This window comes from Synechococcus sp. Nb3U1 (assembly GCF_021533835.1).
Classification (GTDB): domain Bacteria; phylum Cyanobacteriota; class Cyanobacteriia; order Thermostichales; family Thermostichaceae; genus Thermostichus.
In genome coordinates, this window is sequence record NZ_JAKFYQ010000001.1 from 785,032 (window position 1) to 805,893 (window position 20,862).

Sequence of the window (20,862 nt, forward strand, 5' to 3'; positions counted from 1 at the left end):
TCCTTTTGAAACAAGCGAACACTAATGAGATTTAATCTCAATAGCTATGCTTTGACCCACCCTAGAGCTGCTGAAACTAAATATCAATAGCTATCTAGTTAAGTTTTATTAAGTAAAGATCGGTATAGGGAGATGAATTAGGTGAGGAGGGCTTTCAGGAGGATGGTTGGGTTGAGGACTGCTCTTGAAGCTACAAAAAACTAGATCTTTTTAAGATTGAGTCTCAATAGCTGAATTACAATGCAGTCCATTGAGATGAAATTTGGAGTTGTAGGGTATGTCGGCACACCTCAAGCTCTGGGCAGGGATTGGGCTTTGGGCAACCCAAGCTCTGGGGCACCACATCCTTCTGCATGGTTCAGGGATTGCTCAGGCTGAAATGATGAAGGAGCCCAACTTAACGTCTGAGGTTCCCTGGTTGCTGGCCCAAACCAATCCGGACTGTCGGCCCATTGCGGTGGAGGGAGGGGGTGAGGGAGGAGAAGGGGGCGAGGGATCCTCTGGCCCTGCCATTCCGACTATGACCTTGGCTTCTGAGCAACAGTTTCAAGATCCACAGATTATTCTCGACTTTGTGGATCAAGTGGTGATCCCCAACTATGAGCAGCTGGCCACCGAAACTCAGGATCTGGCTGCAGTGGTGCAAGCCTTTGTAGAAACGCCCGAACAGATGAAGCTAGAGGCGGCCCGTCAAGCTTGGTTCACCGCCCGCATTACTTGGGAAGAGAGCGAAGCCTATGCCTTTGGGCCGGCAGCTTCTTTGGGGTTGGATGCGGATCTGGATGAATGGCCCCTCAACGAGATGGATGTGGTGAAGGTTCTGGAGAGCGGGGATCCCCTCACCCCCGAGACCATCGTAGAGCTCGAAAGTGGGCAAAAGGGGTTTCACGCCATAGGCTTTCTGCTGTTCGGCGTGGATAACAACAAGTCTTTGGCAGATTTCACCCCACGGGACTTGGAGTATTTGGCCGCCGTCACCCCGGTATTGGCAGATACCGCTCATGAGCTGCTCAAAAGTTGGACGGAGGGTGTACAGAGCTTTCCCCCTTACCGAGATGAACTGGTGAAAGCAGGAGAAAGTAGCAACACTTATCTCACCCTGCAGGCGGCTGCCGAAGAGATCGCCCAAGGGATCCTGGGGCTGTTGGATGAACTGGGCAATGTCAAAATCGGCGAAGCTTTTGCAGAACAAAACCCCTTTCTGCTGGAAAGTCGCTTTGCTCACCATTCTTTGCCAGAGTTTGAGGCCAACCTGCGTAGCGCTCAATATGCCTATTCAGGAGGCTTTAGAGAGCGACAAGGGCGTAGCCTGAGCGAGTTTGTCAAAAGTATTGATCCCGCTTTAGATACCCAAATTCAGACACAGTTTCAGCAGGCCGCAGCAACCCTAGCCGAGATTCCCTCTCCCATTGAAAAGAGCCTTTGTGATCCACAGGCCCGTGTCAAAATCACTACTGCTCAAGACCAAGTTTTGCGTATCCACGATACTTTTGCCCAGCGGGTTCTTCCCCTTTTTCAACAGCAATAGACCCAGAAGGATTTTCATCTTTACATTACGATTTGGTTAGCTTTAGCCTGTCTCTACCAAGGTACAGCCTTTTCCAGCGTTATCTGATACAGCAGATTCAGGTCAATTCCTTGCCCCATAAGGTTTTTTGCCTAACTCAAGGGCCTGCGTAAAGTCGGAAAAGGCTGTAGGGTTGAGCAGCTTATCAAGTATCTTCTCGCTCAGTGCTGATGATGTTGCTCTCCTTGTTCTGGCGTATGCGTCGAAGGGTTCGGATCCTGGTGCTAGGGGTGGGATCCCTTTTGGCAGCGGGCCTTCTGGCTCTTCATGGCGGATCCCAGCCCTTGCCCCCCCGAGCGGGTGGAGAAACAACCCTCTGGAATCGTACTTCCGCTGCCTACGAGCAACCTGCTCCCAACTTCGAGCCCGACTGGGCCAAACTACATGCGATGGGAGACGGCACCTTCGAGGCTCGTTTTGTAACTGCTCCAGCCCCTGTCAATCCGGGGTTGGGGCCTATGTTTAACAACAACTCCTGTGCCGGTTGTCATCTTAGGAATGGCCGTGGCCTACCCGAAAAAGGACAGCGGGTGGTGCGAGTCAGCCAGTACCAGCCCCTTAAGGATTGGGATCCCGTCCTCAGCCCTTTAGGTTGGGAGGCGATGGCCCCGAACAGCAATACCCCCCCCGTACCCGGCATCGGCACGCAAGTACAGGAAAAAGCCATTTGGGGTTATCAGCCGGAAGCCAAAGTAGACCTGAATTGGCAAGAACAAACAGGCCAATACCCAGATGGAACATCCTACACACTGCGCTTTCCTGAGGTGAAGTTACATACTCCGGAGGGAAACCCGATTGACAGTGTCTTGTTCTCCCTGCGGATCCCTCAGCCAGTGTTTGGGGTTGGGTTATTGGAGGCGATTCCGGAGGCGGAGCTGTTACAATGGGCGGATCCTGACGATATTGATCAGGATGGTATTTCTGGGCGACCCAATTTTGTTTGGGATGCCGTCCATCAGCAAATCTCACTTGGACGATTTGGCTGGAAAGCCAACACCCCTAACCTCGAGCAACAAACTGCCGCTGCCTATGTCAACGACATGGGCGTAACGAATCCTTTATTTCCAGCTTTTGATGGTAGCCATGACATTGATGAAGCGACCTTGAGGGCCACGACAGTTTATGTGCAAACCCTAGCCGTACCTGGCCGTACCCTCTGGCAGGAGCCAACCGTACAGCAGGGAGAAAAGCTCTTTGCCCAAGCCCAATGTACCGCCTGTCACCTGCCAGAACTGCGCACCGGGATTCACGAAATAGCCGCTTTGCAAAACCAAATCATTCACCCCTACACAGATCTGCTACTGCATGACATGGGAGAGAGATTAGCAGATCATCGTCCTGACTTTCAGGCCACAGGCAGCGAATGGCGTACACCGCCTCTGTGGGGTATTGGCTTGTCGCAAACGGTTTTGCCCTATTCTGGCTACTTGCATGATGGCCGCGCCCGCAACCTAGAGGAGGCCATTCTTTGGCACGGCGGAGAAGCGGAAAAGTCCCGAAAAGCATTTCAAAACATGAGCCCTAAGGATAGGGAAGCTTTAGTTTATTTTCTCCGCACCCTCTAGAGGATGTATCACGGGCAACTAAGAGCCAAAGCCAAGTCCCGATCATAGGATCACAGTCCTTGGCCTGTGCCAGTACCCTCAAAAGATGCTGGTCATGCGGCGCATTGCTTCTTCTACATTGGCACGGCTATTAAAAGCTGATAACCGGAAATAACCTTCTCCAGCACTGCCAAATCCGGAGCCCGGCGTACCTACCACATGACAATGGTGCAACAGCTTATCGAAGAAATCCCAACTGCTCAGCCCATTTGGGGTTTTCACCCAAACATAAGGGGCATTGACCCCACCGTAAACCTGGATCCCAGCAGCCATCAGTTGTTCACGGATGATACGGGCATTCTCCAGGTAGAACTGCACCAAGCCTCTAACCTGCGCCTGTCCAGCTTCTGAATAGACAGCCTCTGCTCCTCGCTGCACAATATAAGACACGCCATTGAATTTGGTGGATTGGCGGCGATTCCACAAGCTCCACAAATTCACCCGGGATCCATCGCCAGCCTCTCCCTGCAAGGATTTGGGCACGACCGTAAAAGCACAGCGGGTACCCGTAAACCCAGCGGTTTTGGAAAACGAGCGAAACTCGATGGCACAGTCTCGTGCCCCTTCCACCTCGTAGATGGAGTGGGGGATCCCTGACTCAGTAATGTAGGCTTCGTAGGCAGCATCGAACAAAATTAGGGATCCGTGCGCCCGAGCATAGTTTACCCAGTCCTGCAAATGCTCCCGTGTCGCCACGGCTCCCGTAGGATTGTTGGGGAAACAAAGGTAGATCACATCCACCTTTTGGTCAGGGATCCGAGCCATAAAGGCATTGTCTGCGGTGATCGGCAGGTAGACTAAGCCCTCATATTCGCCCCGGTCGTTGGCTGGCCCTGTGTGTCCTGCCATCACATTCGTGTCGACATACACCGGATAAACCGGATCCGTGACGGCGATGGTATTGTCATGGCCGAGGATATCGAGGATGTTGCCACAATCACACTTCGAGCCATCGGAGACGAAAATCTCAGAGGCATCGATATCGCAGCCCCGCGCCTGAAAGTCATGCTGAGCGATTGCCTGGCGCAACCACTCATACCCCTGCTCTGGCCCATAGCCCTTGAAGGTGGCTGGATCCCCCATTTCTTGCACGGCTTGGATCATGGCGGCCCGACAAGCCTCAGGTAAAGGTTCGGTCACATCGCCAATACCCATTTTGATGATGGGTGCGCTGGGATGGGCTTCGGCAAAGGCTCGCACCCGGCGGGCAATTTCGGGAAAGAGGTATCCGGCCTTGAGCTTGAGGTAGTGGTCGTTGATCCTGGCCATAGGGGTTGAGCGATGAGAATGTCCGTCGGCCCTACAGTGTAGCTGAAGCTGGCTCCCCCATAGCCACGGTCTCAGAACCAAGCATCAACCGGAATGAGATCAATTTGAGGAATTAACCAATGTTTAACCCTTGGCTGTAGGTTCCCTTAACGATGTGATGTCAATATAAACCTCGCTTCCATTTACATAGAAGCTTTATCTATCCATTTATCCATAGGTCGGGATACATATCCAATTGCTTCTCCAATCACTCGGTGAAAGCGTGAAGTCAGGCAGTCTTCGACCTTTAACCAGCAAAACCCAGCAACAGGCAAGCTGCTCGATTCTTTGAGGTGCACCGTGAGCAACAGGGCTAATTTTGTTGAGAAACTGGTTCTGATTCCCACTCTGACCTCGGTTTTGGGATTGGCAATGGGATGCGGCGGGGGATCCCCTTCTACGCTCTCTCTTTCTACGCCTTCGGCTACACAAGCGCCGACGGTATCGGTACCCCCTGCGCCAAGTGGGATCCCGACCATCCAGCCTACTCCCAGTCAGCCCAGTATTGAGCCTGTTCCTAGTGCAACCATAGATATGGCTACTCTTTCATTCAATGGAGAGTTAATTAATTTTAATATCAGAGATTTCATGGTTGCTTTGGCAAGAATGATCAACCCAAATGCAACGCTTTTGGAGATTCAAGAAATTATCTTTGATATTTTTGGGATCAGACTTTCTGAAGAAGATATCACTGCTGCACAACGTGTTCTTATTGCAGCCTATGATTTTAACGGAGATGGAATATCTGGAACCCTCGAAGACTTCGGAGTTATCTTAGGAATACTCTTTGGCTCAGAAACCTCAGAAAGTATAGAACAAGTTTGCCTAGAGGTTTTACAAATCTCGTGTAACTTATCTCCCGGAATTGAGCTGCCCCGACTGGATTCTCCAACACCTTCTTTTCCAATACAAAGCCCATCTCCCGGATCTCCGTCCTCATCCCCAACTCCTGGAGGCACACAGCCGGGGCCAACACCTATCCCTACCTCAACGCCACCTGGAGGTGGGGAAACCGGAGGGTTGCCGCCAGCCAATGGCTTGGTAGTGCAAATTACCAATCGAGATCAGGTGGATGGCCAGCCTCAAACGACAGGCGCTTCTGTCGCACTCCAGGCAACAGCTACAGATGAACAGGGCAGAGATTGGTCTAGTTTAATTGAGTGGCTAGATCATCAGGGAAGACCCATGGGATCCGGCTCTAATTTTACCTACAATAGTGGATCCCGTCCCTTGATGGAAACGATCACAGCTAGAGTGCGGCTTTCTGATGGGCGCACAAGTTTTGATCGAGTCAGTTTTACACTGAGCACTCCAGATATACGTGTTGCTCCTAATGTTAAGGTCTTGCCCAATCAGAGAACTCAGATTTTAGAATTTGATTTTGATCCCGAGGATGAAGAGATAACATCTAATGAATTTTCTCTAGTTCTACTAGATAACGAAAACCTGCCTACACTGAAGCCTAGTGACGTGATCGTTGGAGCTGATACACGGATTCCTCCGATGAAGATTAAGACTCTTCAGACAGAGGGAAATGTTTTGAGGATGACGGTTGAGCTAACATCCTTCTCAAATCTCATCCTAGAAGGATCAGCAAGCTTTAGTCAGCAGGTGGATCTCAGTCTCAATCTTACTCCTCAGAATCGTTCACAACTTGACTTCCGATTGAATTCTCAAAAACTGGAGTTCAACCCATTATCTTATTTTCTAGTTGATCTCGTTGCCGAAAGTCTTCTCAAAGCAAAATATTCTCAATCTATACCAGAGAATGCTCAGTTTGTAAGAACATTAATTGCAACACCAACCAGTCGAGTTGAGTTGGGCCTATTCAAGGGTGAGAGAGGTCGCTTCAAGCGTTCTGGATTAAGAACTCAGTGGGAGCTTCTAAGTCAAGTTTATGGGGGTTTTAACTTTACGCCAGTAGTGTCTGGAGAATTGGATTTTGGATTGAATCCATTTAGCTCCGATTTTGGTCTCAATTATTTTGACTTCACGTTAAAAGGCAAGCAAAATGCACTACTTGGAATTGCTATCGACGGAATTCTAAAATTAGATACAGCTTTTGAGATTCAGTTATTCGAAATTCCAGTAAAAACAATACCATTTTTGATTGGCCCAGTTCCATCCTGGATACAGATCAAAGTAGTCTCCAAGTTGGCAACTGAGCCTTCAGCTTCTGTAAAGGTCAGAGGTGGTCAGCTTGGATTTAATCAGAACTTTGATTATGATCTTAATGTCAATTATAGAGAGGGCAACTGGACTGGCAGAGCAAGCGCTAACGGAGAATTTAATGAATTTTTCTCAGGCAATCTTCATTTAGAAGGAGCGCTCAAGAATCAACTCAAGATTGAAGCTGGGTTCAAACTTTACAGTATCGGCGGCCCCAAGGTAGGCTTTGTTCCTTCCCTTACTCCCAATGTCAGTACTTTTGCAAGAGGTGTTGATATTAACCCTGAATTTCCTTTGGTAGGAGAAAGCTTTAGTCGTTCTGACAAAATCCCCTTGCTGGCAACAGCAGAGCTCGCACCTACCCTAAATCTTGATGGAAAACTTGCTCTAGAAGTGACTGCATTCAGTGCGAAAGATTTGGGTTTCTTCAAACAGATAGATTTGGGTCGGTTTGAATTTCCTTTTGTAGAAGAGACTTTATTCACTACACCATTGCCATTTAATCGTTCGGCCATAGGGGAGACAACTTTTTGGCTAGGTTGGAAAGATTCTCAGATTGGCTTTATTACAGAAAGTGAACTGGATCAGGTGGTTTGGTTGAATAGCTGCTTCTACGAGGAAGGTGAAGAAGGTCAAAGACAAATTTCTGCGGTTATCTTTAGCGCCACTGATGAGAACGGTGAGACCCCCCTGGCAGAGAGCCAGCCTGTTAATATTACCATCACACCGCCCGAGATTCGTTGCCCTGATCTGGATCCAGCGATTGAGTCAATCGATTTTCCTCGTGAAATTGAAGATGGGCAAGCCTATCCTCTGACGGTTAAAGCCGGCTTACGAGATCGTTCGGGAGATATCATTTTTAGTGAACCCCTCGATGTTGAAATCGTAGTCTTGAGTGACAATGGAACAGTTGTGCAGAGTACCGGAACAACAAGTGCTGAGGGCGTTTTCACGACGACTGCTACTCTGAATCAAAACCTCGGAGAGCTAGTGCTAGGAGTTATTGTTCGTCGCACAACAGAGTTTGATGGAGAGATTATCGTACTCGAAGACCGTAGAACAGTTTCTGCTAGAGATATTTGCGATATCGAACCCAACTGCGATCCTCCTTCTGGCGGAGGGATCCCAATTGGTATCGGCGGCTTTGGTAGTGGTGGTAATCGTCCGGGCAGTGGCGGAGCCCCTGGCGGAGGGGGGCCAAATCCAACCCCGACTCCAAGCCCAACCCCAACTCCTTTACCTGAGTGCGAAGATTGCAGCGACGGTTTTACAATTGGGGATCCCCACTTCAAAACGCTGGATGGACTGTACTACGCTTTCCATGGACAAGGGGAATTCTGGTTAATCAAGTCTGATGATGACGAGATTCAAGTGCAAACCCGGCAAATCCCCGTCAGACCAGGAGCCAATGTCACCCTCAATGCTGCTGTTGCCACTAAGATGGGATCCCAGCGAGTGGGATTTTATGGCCCGCAAATTCGAGTAGATGGATCCCTGGTTTCGATAAATACTGGAAGTCGATTTGTATTTGACAATGGTGGGGTTTTACTGCGAGAGTCGGGTTCTCGATATCGCTTGGTGTGGCCAACCGGAGAATTTATCCGGATCAACATTTTTAATGAACCTTCATTCGCTTCTCAGTCAGTAGACCTTGAGGTTTTCATTTCTTCAGCTCGACTGGGTCGAATATCAGGCTTGCTAGGTAACTTTGATCGCAATCGTGCTAATGACATTACCACAAGAACTGGACAAACCCTGGATCCTCCAGTGGCTTTGGGGGATTTGTACAATATTTTCGGCGAAAGTTGGCGAATTAACCAAAGTGAATCTTTGTTTGACTATGAGCCTGACCAGACTACTGGCACCTTTGTAGGCGCTCCTACCGAATTTGTTACCTCAGAAACCCTAGATCCGGCAGATCGACAGGCAGCAGAAACCTTCTGTCTAGGTCGAGGTATTACAGAAGCTGCCCTGCTAGAAGCCTGCATTGTGGACGTAGCTATTGGCGGTGAAGCCTTTGCGGAGGTATTCACCCAGGTCAGCCCACCTGAAGAGTCACTGGAGCTAGCAGATTCGCCCACGGTTGTCTTGAGTGTACCGGAGCAAGTCTCTCTGGGGGATCCTGTTACATTGGGCTTATCTGCCACTATTCCTGGTGGATTGCAATCCATTCGGTTGACAATCAATGGTCTTGGGTTAACTTTCGACCAAATTTTACCTCAGTCGATAACAGGATGTGCGATAGGTGCTCGCACTTGTCAGTTTACCTATCCTTTCCCCTCCAACCTCTTGCCAGGAACCTACAGCTATAGCTTGACTTTGTCAGATCAATCCAACCAGAGTGTTACCGAAACCGGAACTGTAGAGGTCATCGCGCAAGATCAACCTCTTGCCCTAGATCCGGGTCTTGAGGCGGCCATTCGGGATGCCATTAACAAGCTCACAGGTTCTCTTTCTCCATCAGATCTGCTGGACTTAGTAGAACTTAATGCTAAGAACCGTGGGATCCAAACTCTGCAAGGGCTACCGGATCTTCCCAATTTGGAATCTCTGGATGTTTCAGATAACGCTTTGCAGAACCTGAATGGATTGCCACCAACCTTGCCTGAGCTGCGTGCTCTTTCACTTGGAGGAAATCAGCTCAATGATCTCAGAGGTCTGCCCAGCGATCTATCCAAGCTTGAGTTTTTAGGAGTTGGGAATGGCACATTACGCAGTCTAGTAGGTCTACCCGATGCTTTGCCGAACTTGAAAGTGCTTTCCGTCAATGGAACTGGATTAACCTCTCTAGAGGGCTTGCCCAGTCGTTTGCCTTCTCTTGAGTTGTTGAGCCTTTGGCCGAATGAACTTCGGTCTCTAGAAGGTTTACCTACCGATCTTCCCAGTATTCAAAATATCAATATCAGCTCTAATCTCTTAACAGATATTGATCCCATTCCCAATTTGTACGGAAATGGGCTTAACTCTGGAGATGCTTTGGATGTGAGCTTTAATTGCTTGACTCAAAGCTATTTAGAGAGCTTGTCTTCTATCTTTCTAGGAGTTGAAATTAGATTGACTCCCCAGAAATCAGGCCCTGAATGTCCAACATCTGATTTGGTGGATATAGATGGAATAGATCCTGGCTTGAGCGCTGCTATTCGTGCGGCAGTCGGCAAACCTGCCATTACAGCATCTGACCTGGCTTCTATAACGGAGCTAGATGCCTCCTATCGTCAGATTCGCACTCTTGAAGGTATGCCTGCTATGCCTAACCTGCAGACTTTAGATCTAGAAGGCAATGAGTTAACCAGTCTTGAAGGACTACCTGATCTACCAGAACTACAGAAGCTTTTCCTAACTTACAATAGCCTGATCGATTTGAGAGGTTATCCTAACTTGCCCAAGTTACAGGAACTAGACCTAGGAGCCAACTCTATAGGTTCCCTTGCTGGATTTAATGCTAGTAATGCAGCTAGCTTTAGGATCAATCTCAGCTGTGCAGTAGGCCCTGATGGAATTAACCTACTTGATCTCCCTCCGAATCTGACTGAGTTGTACTTGGGCTTCAACCTGAATCGTGTCGGGTATCGCTACAACGATCTCACTCAAATTCCAGCGATGCCAAGTAATTTGGCCAAACTACAAGTTTTAATTCTCAACCACAATACACTATCGAATTTGGAAGGACTACCTGAGAATCTCTCGAATCTGCGGGTTTTAGATGTATCCCGTAATCCATTGACCAGCCTATCAGGCTTGCCCCCGGTCAGTGCCCTGCCGAATTTGAGTCGGTTTTATTCCTACTCAACCCCTGATCTTAGCGCTTCTCTTAGCCCAGAAGAAATTGACTTGGTCGAACAGGAATTGTGGGATTATCGTGAAGTAGCTGGCCAAAGTGGTTATTCTATCGGTGGATGTAGTGCTCGAGGTCACAACCCTTAGGGTGCGTTCATCCAGGCTTAGGATTTAAGAGTGATCATGTCATCCGCCACCATTCAAGTTGCGGCCAATATGGCGGGCTGGGGTCACTGGACGAGGATCTTGGCGCTGGCTCTCCATCAGCCTCAAGTGCAGTTCGAAATCTATAACACTGTGATCCCAAACCTTCCCTTACCCAAGTGGATCCCAAATATCAAACGTGTTTACTCCTTACAAAAAGGGATCCCTCTTGTTTGTGAACATGGGTTTGAATCTCTTAATCCCTATCAAGCATCAGATTTTCCTAAAATTCTCTGTGTACGCAAAACCAGCAGGGAAAGCCCGGATCCAAATGTTTATACCCAAGTTATGACCGTTTCTGATCTTGACAAGCCTGGAGACTTCTCACCTGTTGTCTTAGAAACTCCCCTAGTTCATAAACCTTTCCCTAATCATGTGTTGGTCTGTAACGAGGCCAGCAATCTAGAGTATTTGAGGCGGCTTCATCCGGATTACACTCATAAGCTCGTCCACCCCATCACTTCCATGCGACAGCAGATTGAGCACTTGGTGGGCATTGGCAGCTATAACCTGTTCTGGGAATGTGCCTACTATGGGATCCCTTGTCGGCTTTATCCGTCCGTTTGGCCGAATGATTCTATTTGGCGGATGGAGCGATTAGGGGAACGGCCCATGCCAGGTCATTTTGAAAATGGTGCTCCGGTGCTTTCCCAAGCGATTTGGAGTTGGTGGCAGGAGGTTTTCTAATTTGGGTGTTAATCTAGCAGGGATCCGCTGGGGAGCACGATCCCGATGAGGCTACTTGGATGGGTTGGTCAGCAGGGCTTGTGGGCGCTGAGCCTGTTGGTGGGCTTTGCTTCGGTGGGGTGGGCGGCGGTGACCTTACCTGCTCCCAACTGTGGGGAGCGAGATCAAATCCTGTTGCTGCAAGCCCTAGAGCAGATGGGCCGGCCAGATGTGGTGCTAGAGGAAGTGGCGCTGTTTGATCCGGGGCGCTGTTTGATCGGGCTGGTGTTGGATCGGCAAGGGTTAAGCGGATCCCTGCCGAGTCAGATGGGGCAATTCCGGCAGTTACGTGCTCTTTCTCTCAGCCACAATCAACTTTCTGGCCCGATTCCACCCGAGTTGGGACAACTGAACCAGCTGCAACATCTTTTTTTGGACTATAATCAATTTTCTGGGTCAATCCCGCCGGAGTTGGGGCAACTGCAGAATCTACAAGGCCTGTTTTTGGATCACAACCAACTGTCTGGGCCGATCCCACCGGAATTGGGCCAGTTGCGCCAATTGGAAAACTTGATCCTACAAAACAACCAGCTCTCTGGCAGCATTCCTGGCCAACTGAGCCAGATGATCCTGCTCAAAGGGCTGTTTTTGGATCACAACCAACTTTCTGGCCCGATTCCACCGGAACTGGGGCAACTGTACAACCTGGAGAATTTGTATCTATCGGGTAATGACTTGAGCGGCTCCCTGCCACCAGAACTGGCAGACCTGAAACAATTGCGGGATCTGCGCCTGGATCGCAACCAACTGACGGGAGAACTACCAGCCTTTTTGGCGGAACTGCCCCGACTGCAACGGTTACAAGTGCAGGAGAATCCGGGTCTGTGTTTGCCAACGGCTCTGTTGGGGTGGTTTGGCAGTCTCAATGGTGAGGATCCCATCCCAACCCAAACTTGCTCCTAGCGGTCTACTCTGTGTAGGTGTAGGATCCCAGTTCACAGAGGTCGAGCTCGTAGTCTTCGGCTTCCGCGCCATTCTCAAAAATGCCCAGGATGTCATACTCACAGACAGCTTCTCCGTCCGCAATGGTGACGGTGGCACTTTCGCCCGCTTCGATCGGGGTGACGATCAGATTCTCTTCCCAGCTATCGGACTCACTGGTGCTGATGTAAAACTCCACCAAAGCGCTGGAGGTCTCGTTGTGCAGAGTGAACTGCAAATCTTGCGCCAAAACCGCAGAAGCGACCAGTGCAGACAAAGGAGCCAGCAGCAAGGAAACAGGCCGCACGATGTTCATGAGGGGAAAGTCCTTTGGGGTACGAACAGAAGATGAATGGATAGGCTGAGTCAATTTGTCCAGGGATCCAGCCGCCTGTACAGGCTCAACCCACCGCGGATTGCAAGAACCAAATACCCGAAATTGAAAAAAGTTATACATTGAGAAGACATTGATTGTCAAGCGCGCTCCCTAGCAATGGAGAGTTGTGGAATCAGCCCTGCTTGCAGCCCCCTTCAACCTGCAATACTGGGATCAGCCCCTTGTCCTGCTACGGCACACTACGCGAACGGTCAATCATGTACATTCTGGAATTGTTGTTAAAAGGGAATCCGGCGGCCATCGTCATCCATCAGAAGGAGGAAGAAGCGGCCCACCAAGCTTACCAAAGTGTGGTCAATGCCCTGCAAAAAGGATCCCCCGAGAGCCTGGAACTCACCTGCGACCGCACCGGCAAAAAGGTGTTCGTCCTCACCAGCGAATTGTGTGGCGTGCAAATGACCTCCAAATCCGGTGGCGCTAGCCCGATGGGATCTCGTACTGGCTTTTTGGCCCAGGTGGAAAGCTGAGCATGGTTTTTGCCCTCTCTGGTAGGGATCCCGATGCGTGAGGTGGCGATTCGGGTGGAGCATCTGACCTTTGCTTGGCCGGAGCGTCCGCCTGTCCTAAAAGAGTGCAGCTTTACCATCCCAACCGGGCAACTGTGGATGTTGTTGGGGCCTAACGGCAGCGGCAAGTCCACTTTGCTACAACTGTTATCTGGATCCCTGACGTATCCCAAACCTCTTTCTGGCCACCTAGAGATCAACGGGCGACTGGGCTATGTCTTTCAAAATCCGGATCACCAACTGTTCATGCCCACGGTAGGGGCGGATGTAGCCTTTGGCTTGGGGGCAGAGCCGCTCACTTTGGCAGAGATCCGGCAGCGGGTGAAAACGGCCCTGGGGCAGGTGGGCTTACTGCACATGATCCGTCGGCCCATACACAGCCTTAGTGGCGGACAAAAACAACGGGTCGCGGTGGCGGGAGCTTTGGCACGGCGCACTCAAGTGCTACTCCTGGATGAACCGACGGCTTTGTTGGATCCCGATAGCCAGGCGGATCTGGTGGAGTGCATCCGACAACTGGTGGATCAAGAGGGGATCACCGCCCTCTGGGTAACCCATCGTCTGGCGGAGCTGGAATGGGCAGATGGGGCGATCTTTTTATCGGAGGGACAAGTGCGCCAACAGGGATCCGCACAGATGGTTCGTCAGCAGATTGGGCAACTGTTTGGAACCTAAAGGAGTTGAGGGGATGCGCGGAAAGATCCCAAAGAGATCCCAAAAGGGTGGGTACAGCTCCCCACCGCCATTGTTTAGAATAAAACTGTATCCAAACTACGAGATCGGTTGGCGTAAGGTGACTATCCTGGACTCATTCTTTTTTATGGATCTACTTTACTGATCCACAGGAGCCATCGTCGGCCGATCACACCAGCGGGCTACTGGCCCCACTTACCTAGAGGAGCTCAAGTACATGGGACTGTCTGACGTCATCGCCAAAGAACTGGAAAACGCTCGTAGCATCTGTTCCGAGTACGGTGAAGGGGATCCCCACTGCCGTGCCGCTTGGGATGCAGTAGAGGAAGTACTGGCGGCCCGCAGCCACCAACCCACCACTCCAAGTAGCCTGGAACAGCACTGCGCTGAAAACCCGGATGCGATCGAATGTCGCGTCTACGACAACTAAACTCAACACACCTCAGCAAGCCAACCCCTGTGGGCATGATTCTTGCTCCCAGTGGGATCCCTCAAAAGAAGGGCCTTGCTGGTAGCCTCTACAGGCCTGCTAGAGCAATTCTGGCAGGTTTTGTCTTGCGACAGACATCTGGATTGATCTAGGTTGATCTGGATTGGAGCCCCCCAGCATATCCATCGAGCTTGCTTTTTGCCCTCACTGCGACAGTTCCTGAGCAATGTGAGTCCGTAACCATTGCCGCACCCCCAAAGCCAAGGCCACCCCAATCAACACCATCTGGGGCAGCAGCGTTTGCCAAGTGGGGTAAAAGCCTAACCAGCGCAACTTCGGGATCCCAGCCAAAGGTGTAATCGGCAACCAATCGGCCATTTGTAGCGCGTGCAAGCCACTGCCCAAAAACTTAAAGCCCAAGTAGAAAATCAACAGGCTTAAGCCCCGGAAAAAAGCCCGCAAAGGCAACTTCATGCCCACCTGCAACAGCAACACCGCCACCACCATCAATGCCAGGGATCCCAGTCCCACCCCGGCCCAAAAATCTGCCGCCGATAGAGAAGGCGCCAACCCCATATAAAACAACACCGTTTCCGCCCCTTCCCGGAACACAGCTGTAAAGGCGAGGAAAGCCAAAGAGAAAACCTGGCCACTGACCAACGCTGCATGCGCTTGTTCTTGGACAAATGCCTGCCAAGAGGCAATCGCCGCCCGACGGTGCAGCCAAAAGCTGATCGAAAACAACAAGCCTGCCGCCACCAGCCCGGTGATCCCCTCCAACACTTCCTGTCGGGTATGGGTGAGCATTTGCTGAAAAAACAGCTTCACCAGCAGACCCAGCAATACCGCTGCCAGCAAACCCACCGCCCCGCCCATCCACACCCAGCGCTTCTGAGTCGATTGTCCGCTTTTGCCCAAGAAGGCCAGCAGAGCCACCAGCACCAACAGAGCCTCCAGACCCTCCCGCAGCAAGATTGAAGCAGCATCCAAAGCGGTGTAGTCCGACATGGTCTCACCCCAGCAGACGATTCCATCCTAGCTTTGTAACAGGGGAAGGCCGGAGCAATACCCAGTGGGTGAAGCAACCGGTTAGGCCGTGGCTGGAATGAACTTAAGGGCAGCAGAGTTCATGCAGTAGCGCAGCCCTGTCGGCTGAGGGCCATCTCGAAACACATGCCCCAAATGACCGCCGCAGTTGGAGCAATGCACTTCGGTGCGAGGGACAAACAGTTTCCAATCGGTTTTGGTACCCACCGCATCGGCAGCAATTGGTTCCCAGAAACTGGGCCAACCGGTGCCACTGTCATATTTGGCGGCAGAAGAAAACAGCTGTTGTCCACAGCCCGCACAGACGTAAATACCTGGAGCTTTGTTGTCGTGGTAGGCATTGCGAAAGGGCGGTTCGGTGCCCTCTTGGCGCAACACGTAGAACTGTTCTTCGGTGAGCAGCTGCCGCCACTCGGCTTCAGTCTTGTTGAAAGGATAGGTTTGCTGAGCCATCGCGCGGTGCTCTCCTGTCAAGCTAAGGGGTACTGTGACGAGCCCGGCCATCGTCAAGGTAAACAGCTTGCGTCGTCTCATGGGGGTTATCCAATCGGAGCGAGGATTGGGGTGCTCTACTGGCATCTTAACTGTTCTTCGTGAGCGCTGAAAAAGGGGTGCTCCGTCCCACCTTATGTGAGGATTTCGACATCTGCCTTTACAATGAGTTCAGGTTTGGGATCTGTAAGGGCAGTTTGGTGGGATCCCTCTCCCTCAACATCGGTCCTGTAGGTCATGGAGTTATCCTTATGCTGCTGGTCGGCTCAGGCGAAAAATTTGTGCGGCAACTGGAGCAATCTGGGGCCTTGGCCATCTTTGTGACCCCGGAAGGGGGATCCGAAGGGCATTACTTACGGCGGCTGCGGGGAGCAGGCTATCAGGTGGTTACCCTCTCCAGCAAGGGCATCGGGGATCTAGCTGGTTATTTGACTCGCATCCACGGGGTGCGCCCAGCCATTCTCGGCAAGTCGGAACGGCGCACCTACTTCTTCCCTCCCTTGATTGAGCAGTATCGGGCCACCTTACCCCCAAACGCGAAGGGGTTGGTGTTCTGGTTTTATGAAGGGCATGTGCTCAGCCAGCAGGAGCTGTCTTACTTGGTGAAGCTGAGCCAGGAGGACAAGGGGGTGAAGGTTGTGGTGGAGTTGGGGCGAGATCGAGCGATTCGTTGGCAACCTTTGCAGAGCGCCTGAAGAATTCTTTGCTACCATCTCAGGTAGATAGCCCGCGGCCCAGACAACCATCCCGCTAGTGGCTTTTCGTGCCCGTGACCTTGCCAAACGCCTCGCTGCAACAGGGTACCTGGTTCAAACTGATCTGTGGTGCAAGTTTCCATCACTTGCCCTCGGTTCGGGAGCTAGCCTTCCTCTACACGCTGGCCGGAGTGGATTGCATTGACTTAGCGGCGGATCCAGCGATTGTGCGGGCCGCTCAACAGGGGATCCAGTGGGCCCAAGCGGAGGATCTGCAAGCGGGATCCCCTTGGCTGATGGTCAGTGTTAACGATGGCGAGGATGTGCATTTTCGCAAGGCGGTATTGACGGATCCGGTTTGTCCTGCCGATTGTCCGCAGCCCTGTGTAGCGGTTTGTCCTCCCCACGCCTTGGCTCCGTTCGCAACTTCCGGAACCGTTCATATTCAAGCGGAGCTGTGCTACGGCTGCGGGCGCTGTGAACCCATCTGCCCCCACCGGCGCATTGCCACCCCCAACCATCAAGTGCCTTTGCCACAGGTATTGCCGTCGCTCATCGGCCTGGGCATTCAAGCGGTAGAAATTCATACCCAAATTGGTCGACAGGCGCAATTCGGGCAACTGTGGGGATCCCTGCGGCCCTGGCTGCCTCACTTGGAGGCTCTATCCATCAGCTTTAACGATGGCCCTGGATTGGAAGCTTATCTACAGGATTTGCTAGCCCTGATGGATCCCTTACCCAAGGTGTTGATCTGGCAGGTAGATGGCCGGCCCATGAGCGGGGATATTGGGTCTGGCTCGGGCACCAGCAAAGCCACCCTGAAGCTGGCTCAGAAGGTGCTGAACATGGGTTTGCCCGGTTATGTGCAGTTAGCGGGGGGAACCAATGCCCAAACGGTACCCTTGTTGGATCCCCGCTGGCCAGTGGCGGGATTGGCCTTTGGCAGTTACGCACGGCAGTTGGTGGCCTCCTACTTGGAAAAGGGATTGGCTGCTGGGATCCCGTTGGCCAAACAGTTGGTGGCTCAAGTCAAGCATCGACCGGTGGCAGTTGCCCCTGGACTTAAACAAACCTCTTTTTCCTACGTTTGATTATGAATTTCCCTGTAGAGTCCTCGACCTTGAACCCGCTGGTGGATCCCGACCGTACCGATTTTCCCGGCCAAGCCCACTACACCGACGACCTGAGCAAGCTCCTGGACATTTTGCCTGCCCCGATTCGGGAACGACTGGAGCACCATCCGCAGTTGGATCGCCTGGTGGAGGTGGTGCTGGATTTGGGCCGACGTCCAGAGGCCCGTTTTCCTGGATCCGCCGATTACCTCTCAGAAGAGGTGGTCACCCGGGCCGACTTGGATCAGGTGATTAGCCGGGTGGGGGAGTTTAGCGGCGACAACCGGGCTGGCATTGCCTCCACGCTGCATCGGATTAGTGCCATTCGCAACCGCCAAGGGACGATCATCGGCCTTACCTGTCGGGTGGGTCGCTGCATCATCGGCGTGATCAGCATGATCCGCGACTTGGTGGAGCAGGGCCGTTCGATGCTGTTACTGGGCCGACCGGGGGTGGGCAAAACTACTGCCCTACGGGAGATTGCGCGGGTGCTAGCGGACGATCTGCACAAGCGGGTAGTGATCATCGATACCTCTAATGAGATCGCTGGCGATGGGGATGTGCCCCATCCGGGCATTGGCCGGGCCAGACGGATGCAGGTGGCCACCCCCGAACTGCAACACAAAGTGATGATCGAGGCGGTGGAAAACCACATGCCAGAGGTGGTGGTGATCGACGAAATTGGCACGGAACTGGAAGCCTTGGCCTCCCGTACCATTGCCGAACGGGGGGTGCAACTGGTGGCTACCGCCCATGGCAACCGCATCGATAACCTGATGAAAAATCCCACCCTCTCGGATTTGGTGGGGGGGATCCAATCTGTAACCTTGGGAGATGATGAGGCGCGGCGACGGGGCAGCCAGAAGAGCGTCTTAGAGCGCAAAGCCCCTCCCACCTTTGATATTGCCGTGGAAATGCTAGAGCGAGCCCGCTGGGTGGTACACGAAGATGTGGCCGCCACGGTGGATCGCCTCTTGCGCAATCGAGAACCCTTGATTCAAACCCGTAGCCTAGATGAGAAGGGGCAGGTGGTGATCGAGCGTCCGGTCATGTCTGGCCCACAATGGCCGCCCACTAGCAGCAGCAGCACAATGTCTCCGGCGCGAGAACGGGGGGGATGGCGACGTTCTGGACGGATGGAAGCATTACCCCTAGAGCCCCTGGAAGGTCGCTTGCGGCAGCGGGATCCTCGGGAAACCAACTTGGTGGAAGCGGGATCGGGATCGGGATTGGGATTGGGGTTCCGTTCTAGCCTTGGTTTAGATGAAGAAGAGAGCTTGGACTTTGAGGGATCCGAAGACAACCCACGGGATAGTGATGGGCCTTTGATGATTTACCCCTACGGGGTGAGCCGCTTTCATCTGGAGCAGGTGATCCAAACCCTGAAGTTGCAGGCGGAGGTCACCAAGGATTTGGATGGGGCAGATATTGTCTTGGCCTTGCGATCCCATGTGCGCAATCGCTCCAAGATCCAACAATTGGCCCACTCTCGCCAGATCCCGATTCATACCGTCAAAGCCAATACCCTAATCGCCCTGACCCGCGCCCTGCGCCACATCCTCAACATTGAAACGGAAGACGGATCCGACTCGGAACTGGAGTTGTTTATCCAGGCCAGCGCTGGCGATGAAACCGAAGCCCTAGAAGAAGCTCGCCTAGCGGTAGAGCAGATCGTGATCCCCAAGTCACAGCCGGTGGAATTGTTGCCCCGCTCCGCCCTGATCCGCAAGTTGCAGCACCAGTTGGTGGAGCATTACCATTTGCGCGCCCAGAGCTTTGGCGAAGAACCCAACCGCCGCTTGCGGATTTATCCCAAGTGAACGGTACTCCATAACTCCCGCAGATCCCAGCTTATTAAGCCTGTCAATAGGGCATAGAGTCTTGATGACTCTGTTGCTGGAGCCACCTGGGCTACGATCTGGCTACACAAAGGTACCATCCATCGCTATGGGGGTAGCAATGACAGCTCCAGGAGTACGCTGGACCACTCGGGATATCGAAGCGCTCCCAGAGAACGAAGGGATCCGCTACGAGCTCATTGACGGAGAACTACTGGTGACTCGCTCTCCTCATCATCGCCATCAGCATTTGGCTGGGCGAATTTTCTCTCTTCTCGATCAATGGTCGCTGAGCACGGGGCTAGGGGAACCCTCAATCATGCCAGGGTTGATCTTCTCAGACTCCGATAATGTCTGCCCAGATGTTGTTTGGGTGAGCTATCAGCGGTTACCTCAAATTCAAGATGAAGCAGGACATTTTTGTGGTGCCCCTGAGTTGGTAGTTGAAGTGCTATCACCCGGAAGAGTGAATGAAGACCGAGACCGTTTGGCAAAACTCAAGCTCTATTCTGTGCAGGGGGTACAAGAGTACTGGATCGTGGATCGACTGGCCCAAAGAATGGAAGTGTATCGTCGCCAGAGTGCCCAGTTGGTGTTGGTAGAAACCCTGTTGGCTCAAGATAGATTGTCTTCCCCTCTCCTGCCGGGGTTTAACTGCGCAGTGGCGGATCTTTTTGTCTCACGGGCTTGTTGACTTGGGCCCTCTATCCTCGTACATCCTCATATCCAGATTTGCGCATTCTCTCCCCAAATCCGGGATCCCCTCCGGTACGTATCCATAAAGAGTACGGTTAAGCCCTGGCAGTGACCGTTTCAATGCAACAAAATGTTAAGGGCTACCTTTGGGCTGTTGCCAGGATCCTGCTTGGGGAGATCCAGTCCTCTGTTGGCCCATTGCACACATCCAAGGACACATAGTTATGCTGAACAATCGTCGCGGTTTTTTACAGTGGCTGGCTCTCGGGTTTGGCTCAGTGGCGGGGTTGTGGCCTGCATTCACCCAACGTCGTTCTGCCCGTGTCATCGCCCAAACACCCGAGCCGGAATTTGTGAAAGTGGCAACGGTGGAAGATTTGGCGGATGGCCCCTTCAAGGTGGAAAACGCCTTTGGGGACAACACCCCTACCCTGTGGCTGAGCGGGGATCCGGAGGATCCAGACTCTTTGCTGGCCTTGGATGCGGCTTGCCCCCATGCCGGTTGTGATGTGAACTGGCGCGGTGAAAATTATGTCTGTCCCTGTCATGGTTCTGCTTTCGCTGCCGATGGTAGTCGTACCCGTGGCCCAGCCAATGCAGACCTGACGGCCTATGAAGTCAAGGTTGAGGATGGGGAAATTTTGGTGGCCAAAGCCTAAATTTCCCGGACAGAATCCTAG

At 52.2% G+C, this 20,862-nt stretch carries 17 protein-coding genes; 13 read left to right on the forward strand and 4 right to left on the reverse strand.

What is annotated here, in order from left to right; translation table 11 throughout:
* Positions 1-277: 277 nt before the first annotated feature.
* On the forward strand, positions 278-1,528 hold the full coding sequence (locus L1047_RS03610; protein WP_235277419.1) for an imelysin family protein: 1,251 nt from the start codon (positions 278-280) through the stop codon (positions 1,526-1,528).
* Between the two features lie 236 nt (positions 1,529-1,764).
* Positions 1,765-3,132 (forward strand): di-heme oxidoreductase family protein, encoded by a 1,368-nt coding sequence (locus L1047_RS03615; protein WP_235277420.1) that lies wholly within the window; start codon positions 1,765-1,767, stop codon positions 3,130-3,132.
* Between the two features lie 78 nt (positions 3,133-3,210).
* Here L1047_RS03615 and L1047_RS03620 read toward each other — a convergent pair whose 3' ends face one another.
* Complete coding sequence (locus tag L1047_RS03620; RefSeq protein ID WP_235277421.1) at positions 3,211-4,440, reverse strand: LL-diaminopimelate aminotransferase; 1,230 nt, start codon at positions 4,438-4,440, stop codon at positions 3,211-3,213.
* 339 nt (positions 4,441-4,779) lie between these two features.
* On the opposite strand from L1047_RS03620, the gene L1047_RS03625 reads away from it, so the two are divergent.
* From L1047_RS03625 to L1047_RS03635, 3 genes are all read left to right on the forward strand, one after another.
* On the forward strand, positions 4,780-10,572 hold the full coding sequence (locus tag L1047_RS03625) for a leucine-rich repeat domain-containing protein (RefSeq protein WP_235277422.1): 5,793 nt from the start codon (positions 4,780-4,782) through the stop codon (positions 10,570-10,572).
* Between the two features lie 522 nt (positions 10,573-11,094).
* A complete protein-coding gene (locus L1047_RS03630; protein ID WP_235277423.1) occupies positions 11,095-11,316 on the forward strand; it encodes a hypothetical protein in 222 nt (73 codons plus the stop codon).
* Between the two features lie 45 nt (positions 11,317-11,361).
* Complete coding sequence (locus L1047_RS03635; protein ID WP_235277424.1) at positions 11,362-12,258, forward strand: leucine-rich repeat domain-containing protein; 897 nt, start codon at positions 11,362-11,364, stop codon at positions 12,256-12,258.
* A gap of 4 nt (positions 12,259-12,262) precedes the next feature.
* Here the strand turns inward: L1047_RS03635 and L1047_RS03640 are convergent, their stop codons facing one another.
* Positions 12,263-12,592 (reverse strand): hypothetical protein, encoded by a 330-nt coding sequence (locus tag L1047_RS03640; RefSeq protein ID WP_235277425.1) that lies wholly within the window; start codon positions 12,590-12,592, stop codon positions 12,263-12,265.
* A gap of 242 nt (positions 12,593-12,834) precedes the next feature.
* Between L1047_RS03640 and L1047_RS03645 the strand changes: the two genes are divergently transcribed.
* From L1047_RS03645 to L1047_RS03655, 3 genes are all read left to right on the forward strand, one after another.
* Positions 12,835-13,140, forward strand: a complete 306-nt coding sequence (locus L1047_RS03645; RefSeq protein WP_235277427.1) for a hypothetical protein — start codon at positions 12,835-12,837, stop codon at positions 13,138-13,140.
* A 33-nt stretch (positions 13,141-13,173) separates the two neighbouring features.
* Positions 13,174-13,854: an energy-coupling factor ABC transporter ATP-binding protein gene (locus L1047_RS03650; protein WP_235278851.1), complete on the forward strand. Its 681-nt coding sequence runs from the start codon at positions 13,174-13,176 to the stop codon at positions 13,852-13,854.
* Positions 13,855-14,089: 235 nt separating this feature from the next.
* Positions 14,090-14,302, forward strand: coding sequence for a CP12 domain-containing protein (locus L1047_RS03655; protein ID WP_235277429.1), 213 nt, complete (start codon positions 14,090-14,092; stop codon positions 14,300-14,302).
* Between the two features lie 204 nt (positions 14,303-14,506).
* Here L1047_RS03655 and L1047_RS03660 read toward each other — a convergent pair whose 3' ends face one another.
* Together L1047_RS03660 and msrB are read right to left on the reverse strand one after the other, a co-directional pair.
* On the reverse strand, positions 14,507-15,310 hold the full coding sequence (locus tag L1047_RS03660; protein WP_235277430.1) for an FTR1 family iron permease: 804 nt from the start codon (positions 15,308-15,310) through the stop codon (positions 14,507-14,509).
* Positions 15,311-15,391: 81 nt separating this feature from the next.
* Positions 15,392-15,883 (reverse strand): peptide-methionine (R)-S-oxide reductase MsrB, encoded by a 492-nt coding sequence (gene msrB, locus L1047_RS03665; protein ID WP_443081677.1) that lies wholly within the window; start codon positions 15,881-15,883, stop codon positions 15,392-15,394.
* A gap of 209 nt (positions 15,884-16,092) precedes the next feature.
* On the opposite strand from msrB, the gene L1047_RS03670 reads away from it, so the two are divergent.
* From L1047_RS03670 to L1047_RS03690, 5 genes are all read left to right on the forward strand, one after another.
* Positions 16,093-16,536 (forward strand): NAD(P)H-quinone oxidoreductase subunit N, encoded by a 444-nt coding sequence (locus L1047_RS03670; protein WP_235277431.1) that lies wholly within the window; start codon positions 16,093-16,095, stop codon positions 16,534-16,536.
* 74 nt (positions 16,537-16,610) lie between these two features.
* Complete coding sequence (locus tag L1047_RS03675) at positions 16,611-17,627, forward strand: Light dependent period protein LdpA domain-containing protein (protein ID WP_235277432.1); 1,017 nt, start codon at positions 16,611-16,613, stop codon at positions 17,625-17,627.
* Between the two features lie 2 nt (positions 17,628-17,629).
* The gene (locus L1047_RS03680; protein ID WP_235277433.1) at positions 17,630-19,468 is read left to right on the forward strand and encodes a R3H domain-containing nucleic acid-binding protein; all 1,839 of its coding nucleotides are present in this window, start codon (positions 17,630-17,632) and stop codon (positions 19,466-19,468) included.
* Between the two features lie 139 nt (positions 19,469-19,607).
* Positions 19,608-20,180 carry a Uma2 family endonuclease gene (locus tag L1047_RS03685; RefSeq protein ID WP_235277434.1) on the forward strand — a complete coding sequence of 191 codons (573 nt, stop codon included), beginning with the start codon at positions 19,608-19,610 and terminating at the stop codon, positions 20,178-20,180.
* 226 nt (positions 20,181-20,406) lie between these two features.
* Positions 20,407-20,841, forward strand: coding sequence for a QcrA and Rieske domain-containing protein (locus tag L1047_RS03690; protein ID WP_235277436.1), 435 nt, complete (start codon positions 20,407-20,409; stop codon positions 20,839-20,841).
* Positions 20,842-20,862 lie beyond the last annotated feature (21 nt).

Excerpts from the sequence above, each read along its gene's own strand:
- L1047_RS03610 (WP_235277419.1), top strand. The coding sequence starts at position 278 with ATGTCGGCACACCTCAAGCTCTGGGCAGGGATTGGGCTTTGGGCAACC.
- L1047_RS03615 (WP_235277420.1), top strand. The coding sequence starts at position 1,765 with ATGCGTCGAAGGGTTCGGATCCTGGTGCTAGGGGTGGGATCCCTTTTG.
- L1047_RS03620 (WP_235277421.1), bottom strand. The coding sequence starts at position 4,440 with ATGGCCAGGATCAACGACCACTACCTCAAGCTCAAGGCCGGATACCTC.
- L1047_RS03630 (WP_235277423.1), top strand. The coding sequence starts at position 11,095 with ATGCGACAGCAGATTGAGCACTTGGTGGGCATTGGCAGCTATAACCTG.
- L1047_RS03635 (WP_235277424.1), top strand. The coding sequence starts at position 11,362 with ATGAGGCTACTTGGATGGGTTGGTCAGCAGGGCTTGTGGGCGCTGAGC.
- L1047_RS03640 (WP_235277425.1), bottom strand. The coding sequence starts at position 12,592 with ATGAACATCGTGCGGCCTGTTTCCTTGCTGCTGGCTCCTTTGTCTGCA.
- L1047_RS03650 (WP_235278851.1), top strand. The coding sequence starts at position 13,174 with ATGCGTGAGGTGGCGATTCGGGTGGAGCATCTGACCTTTGCTTGGCCG.
- L1047_RS03655 (WP_235277429.1), top strand. The coding sequence starts at position 14,090 with ATGGGACTGTCTGACGTCATCGCCAAAGAACTGGAAAACGCTCGTAGC.
- L1047_RS03660 (WP_235277430.1), bottom strand. The coding sequence starts at position 15,310 with ATGTCGGACTACACCGCTTTGGATGCTGCTTCAATCTTGCTGCGGGAG.
- msrB (WP_443081677.1), bottom strand. The coding sequence starts at position 15,883 with ATGAGACGACGCAAGCTGTTTACCTTGACGATGGCCGGGCTCGTCACA.
- L1047_RS03670 (WP_235277431.1), top strand. The coding sequence starts at position 16,093 with ATGCTGCTGGTCGGCTCAGGCGAAAAATTTGTGCGGCAACTGGAGCAA.
- L1047_RS03680 (WP_235277433.1), top strand. The coding sequence starts at position 17,630 with ATGAATTTCCCTGTAGAGTCCTCGACCTTGAACCCGCTGGTGGATCCC.
- L1047_RS03685 (WP_235277434.1), top strand. The coding sequence starts at position 19,608 with ATGACAGCTCCAGGAGTACGCTGGACCACTCGGGATATCGAAGCGCTC.
- L1047_RS03690 (WP_235277436.1), top strand. The coding sequence starts at position 20,407 with ATGCTGAACAATCGTCGCGGTTTTTTACAGTGGCTGGCTCTCGGGTTT.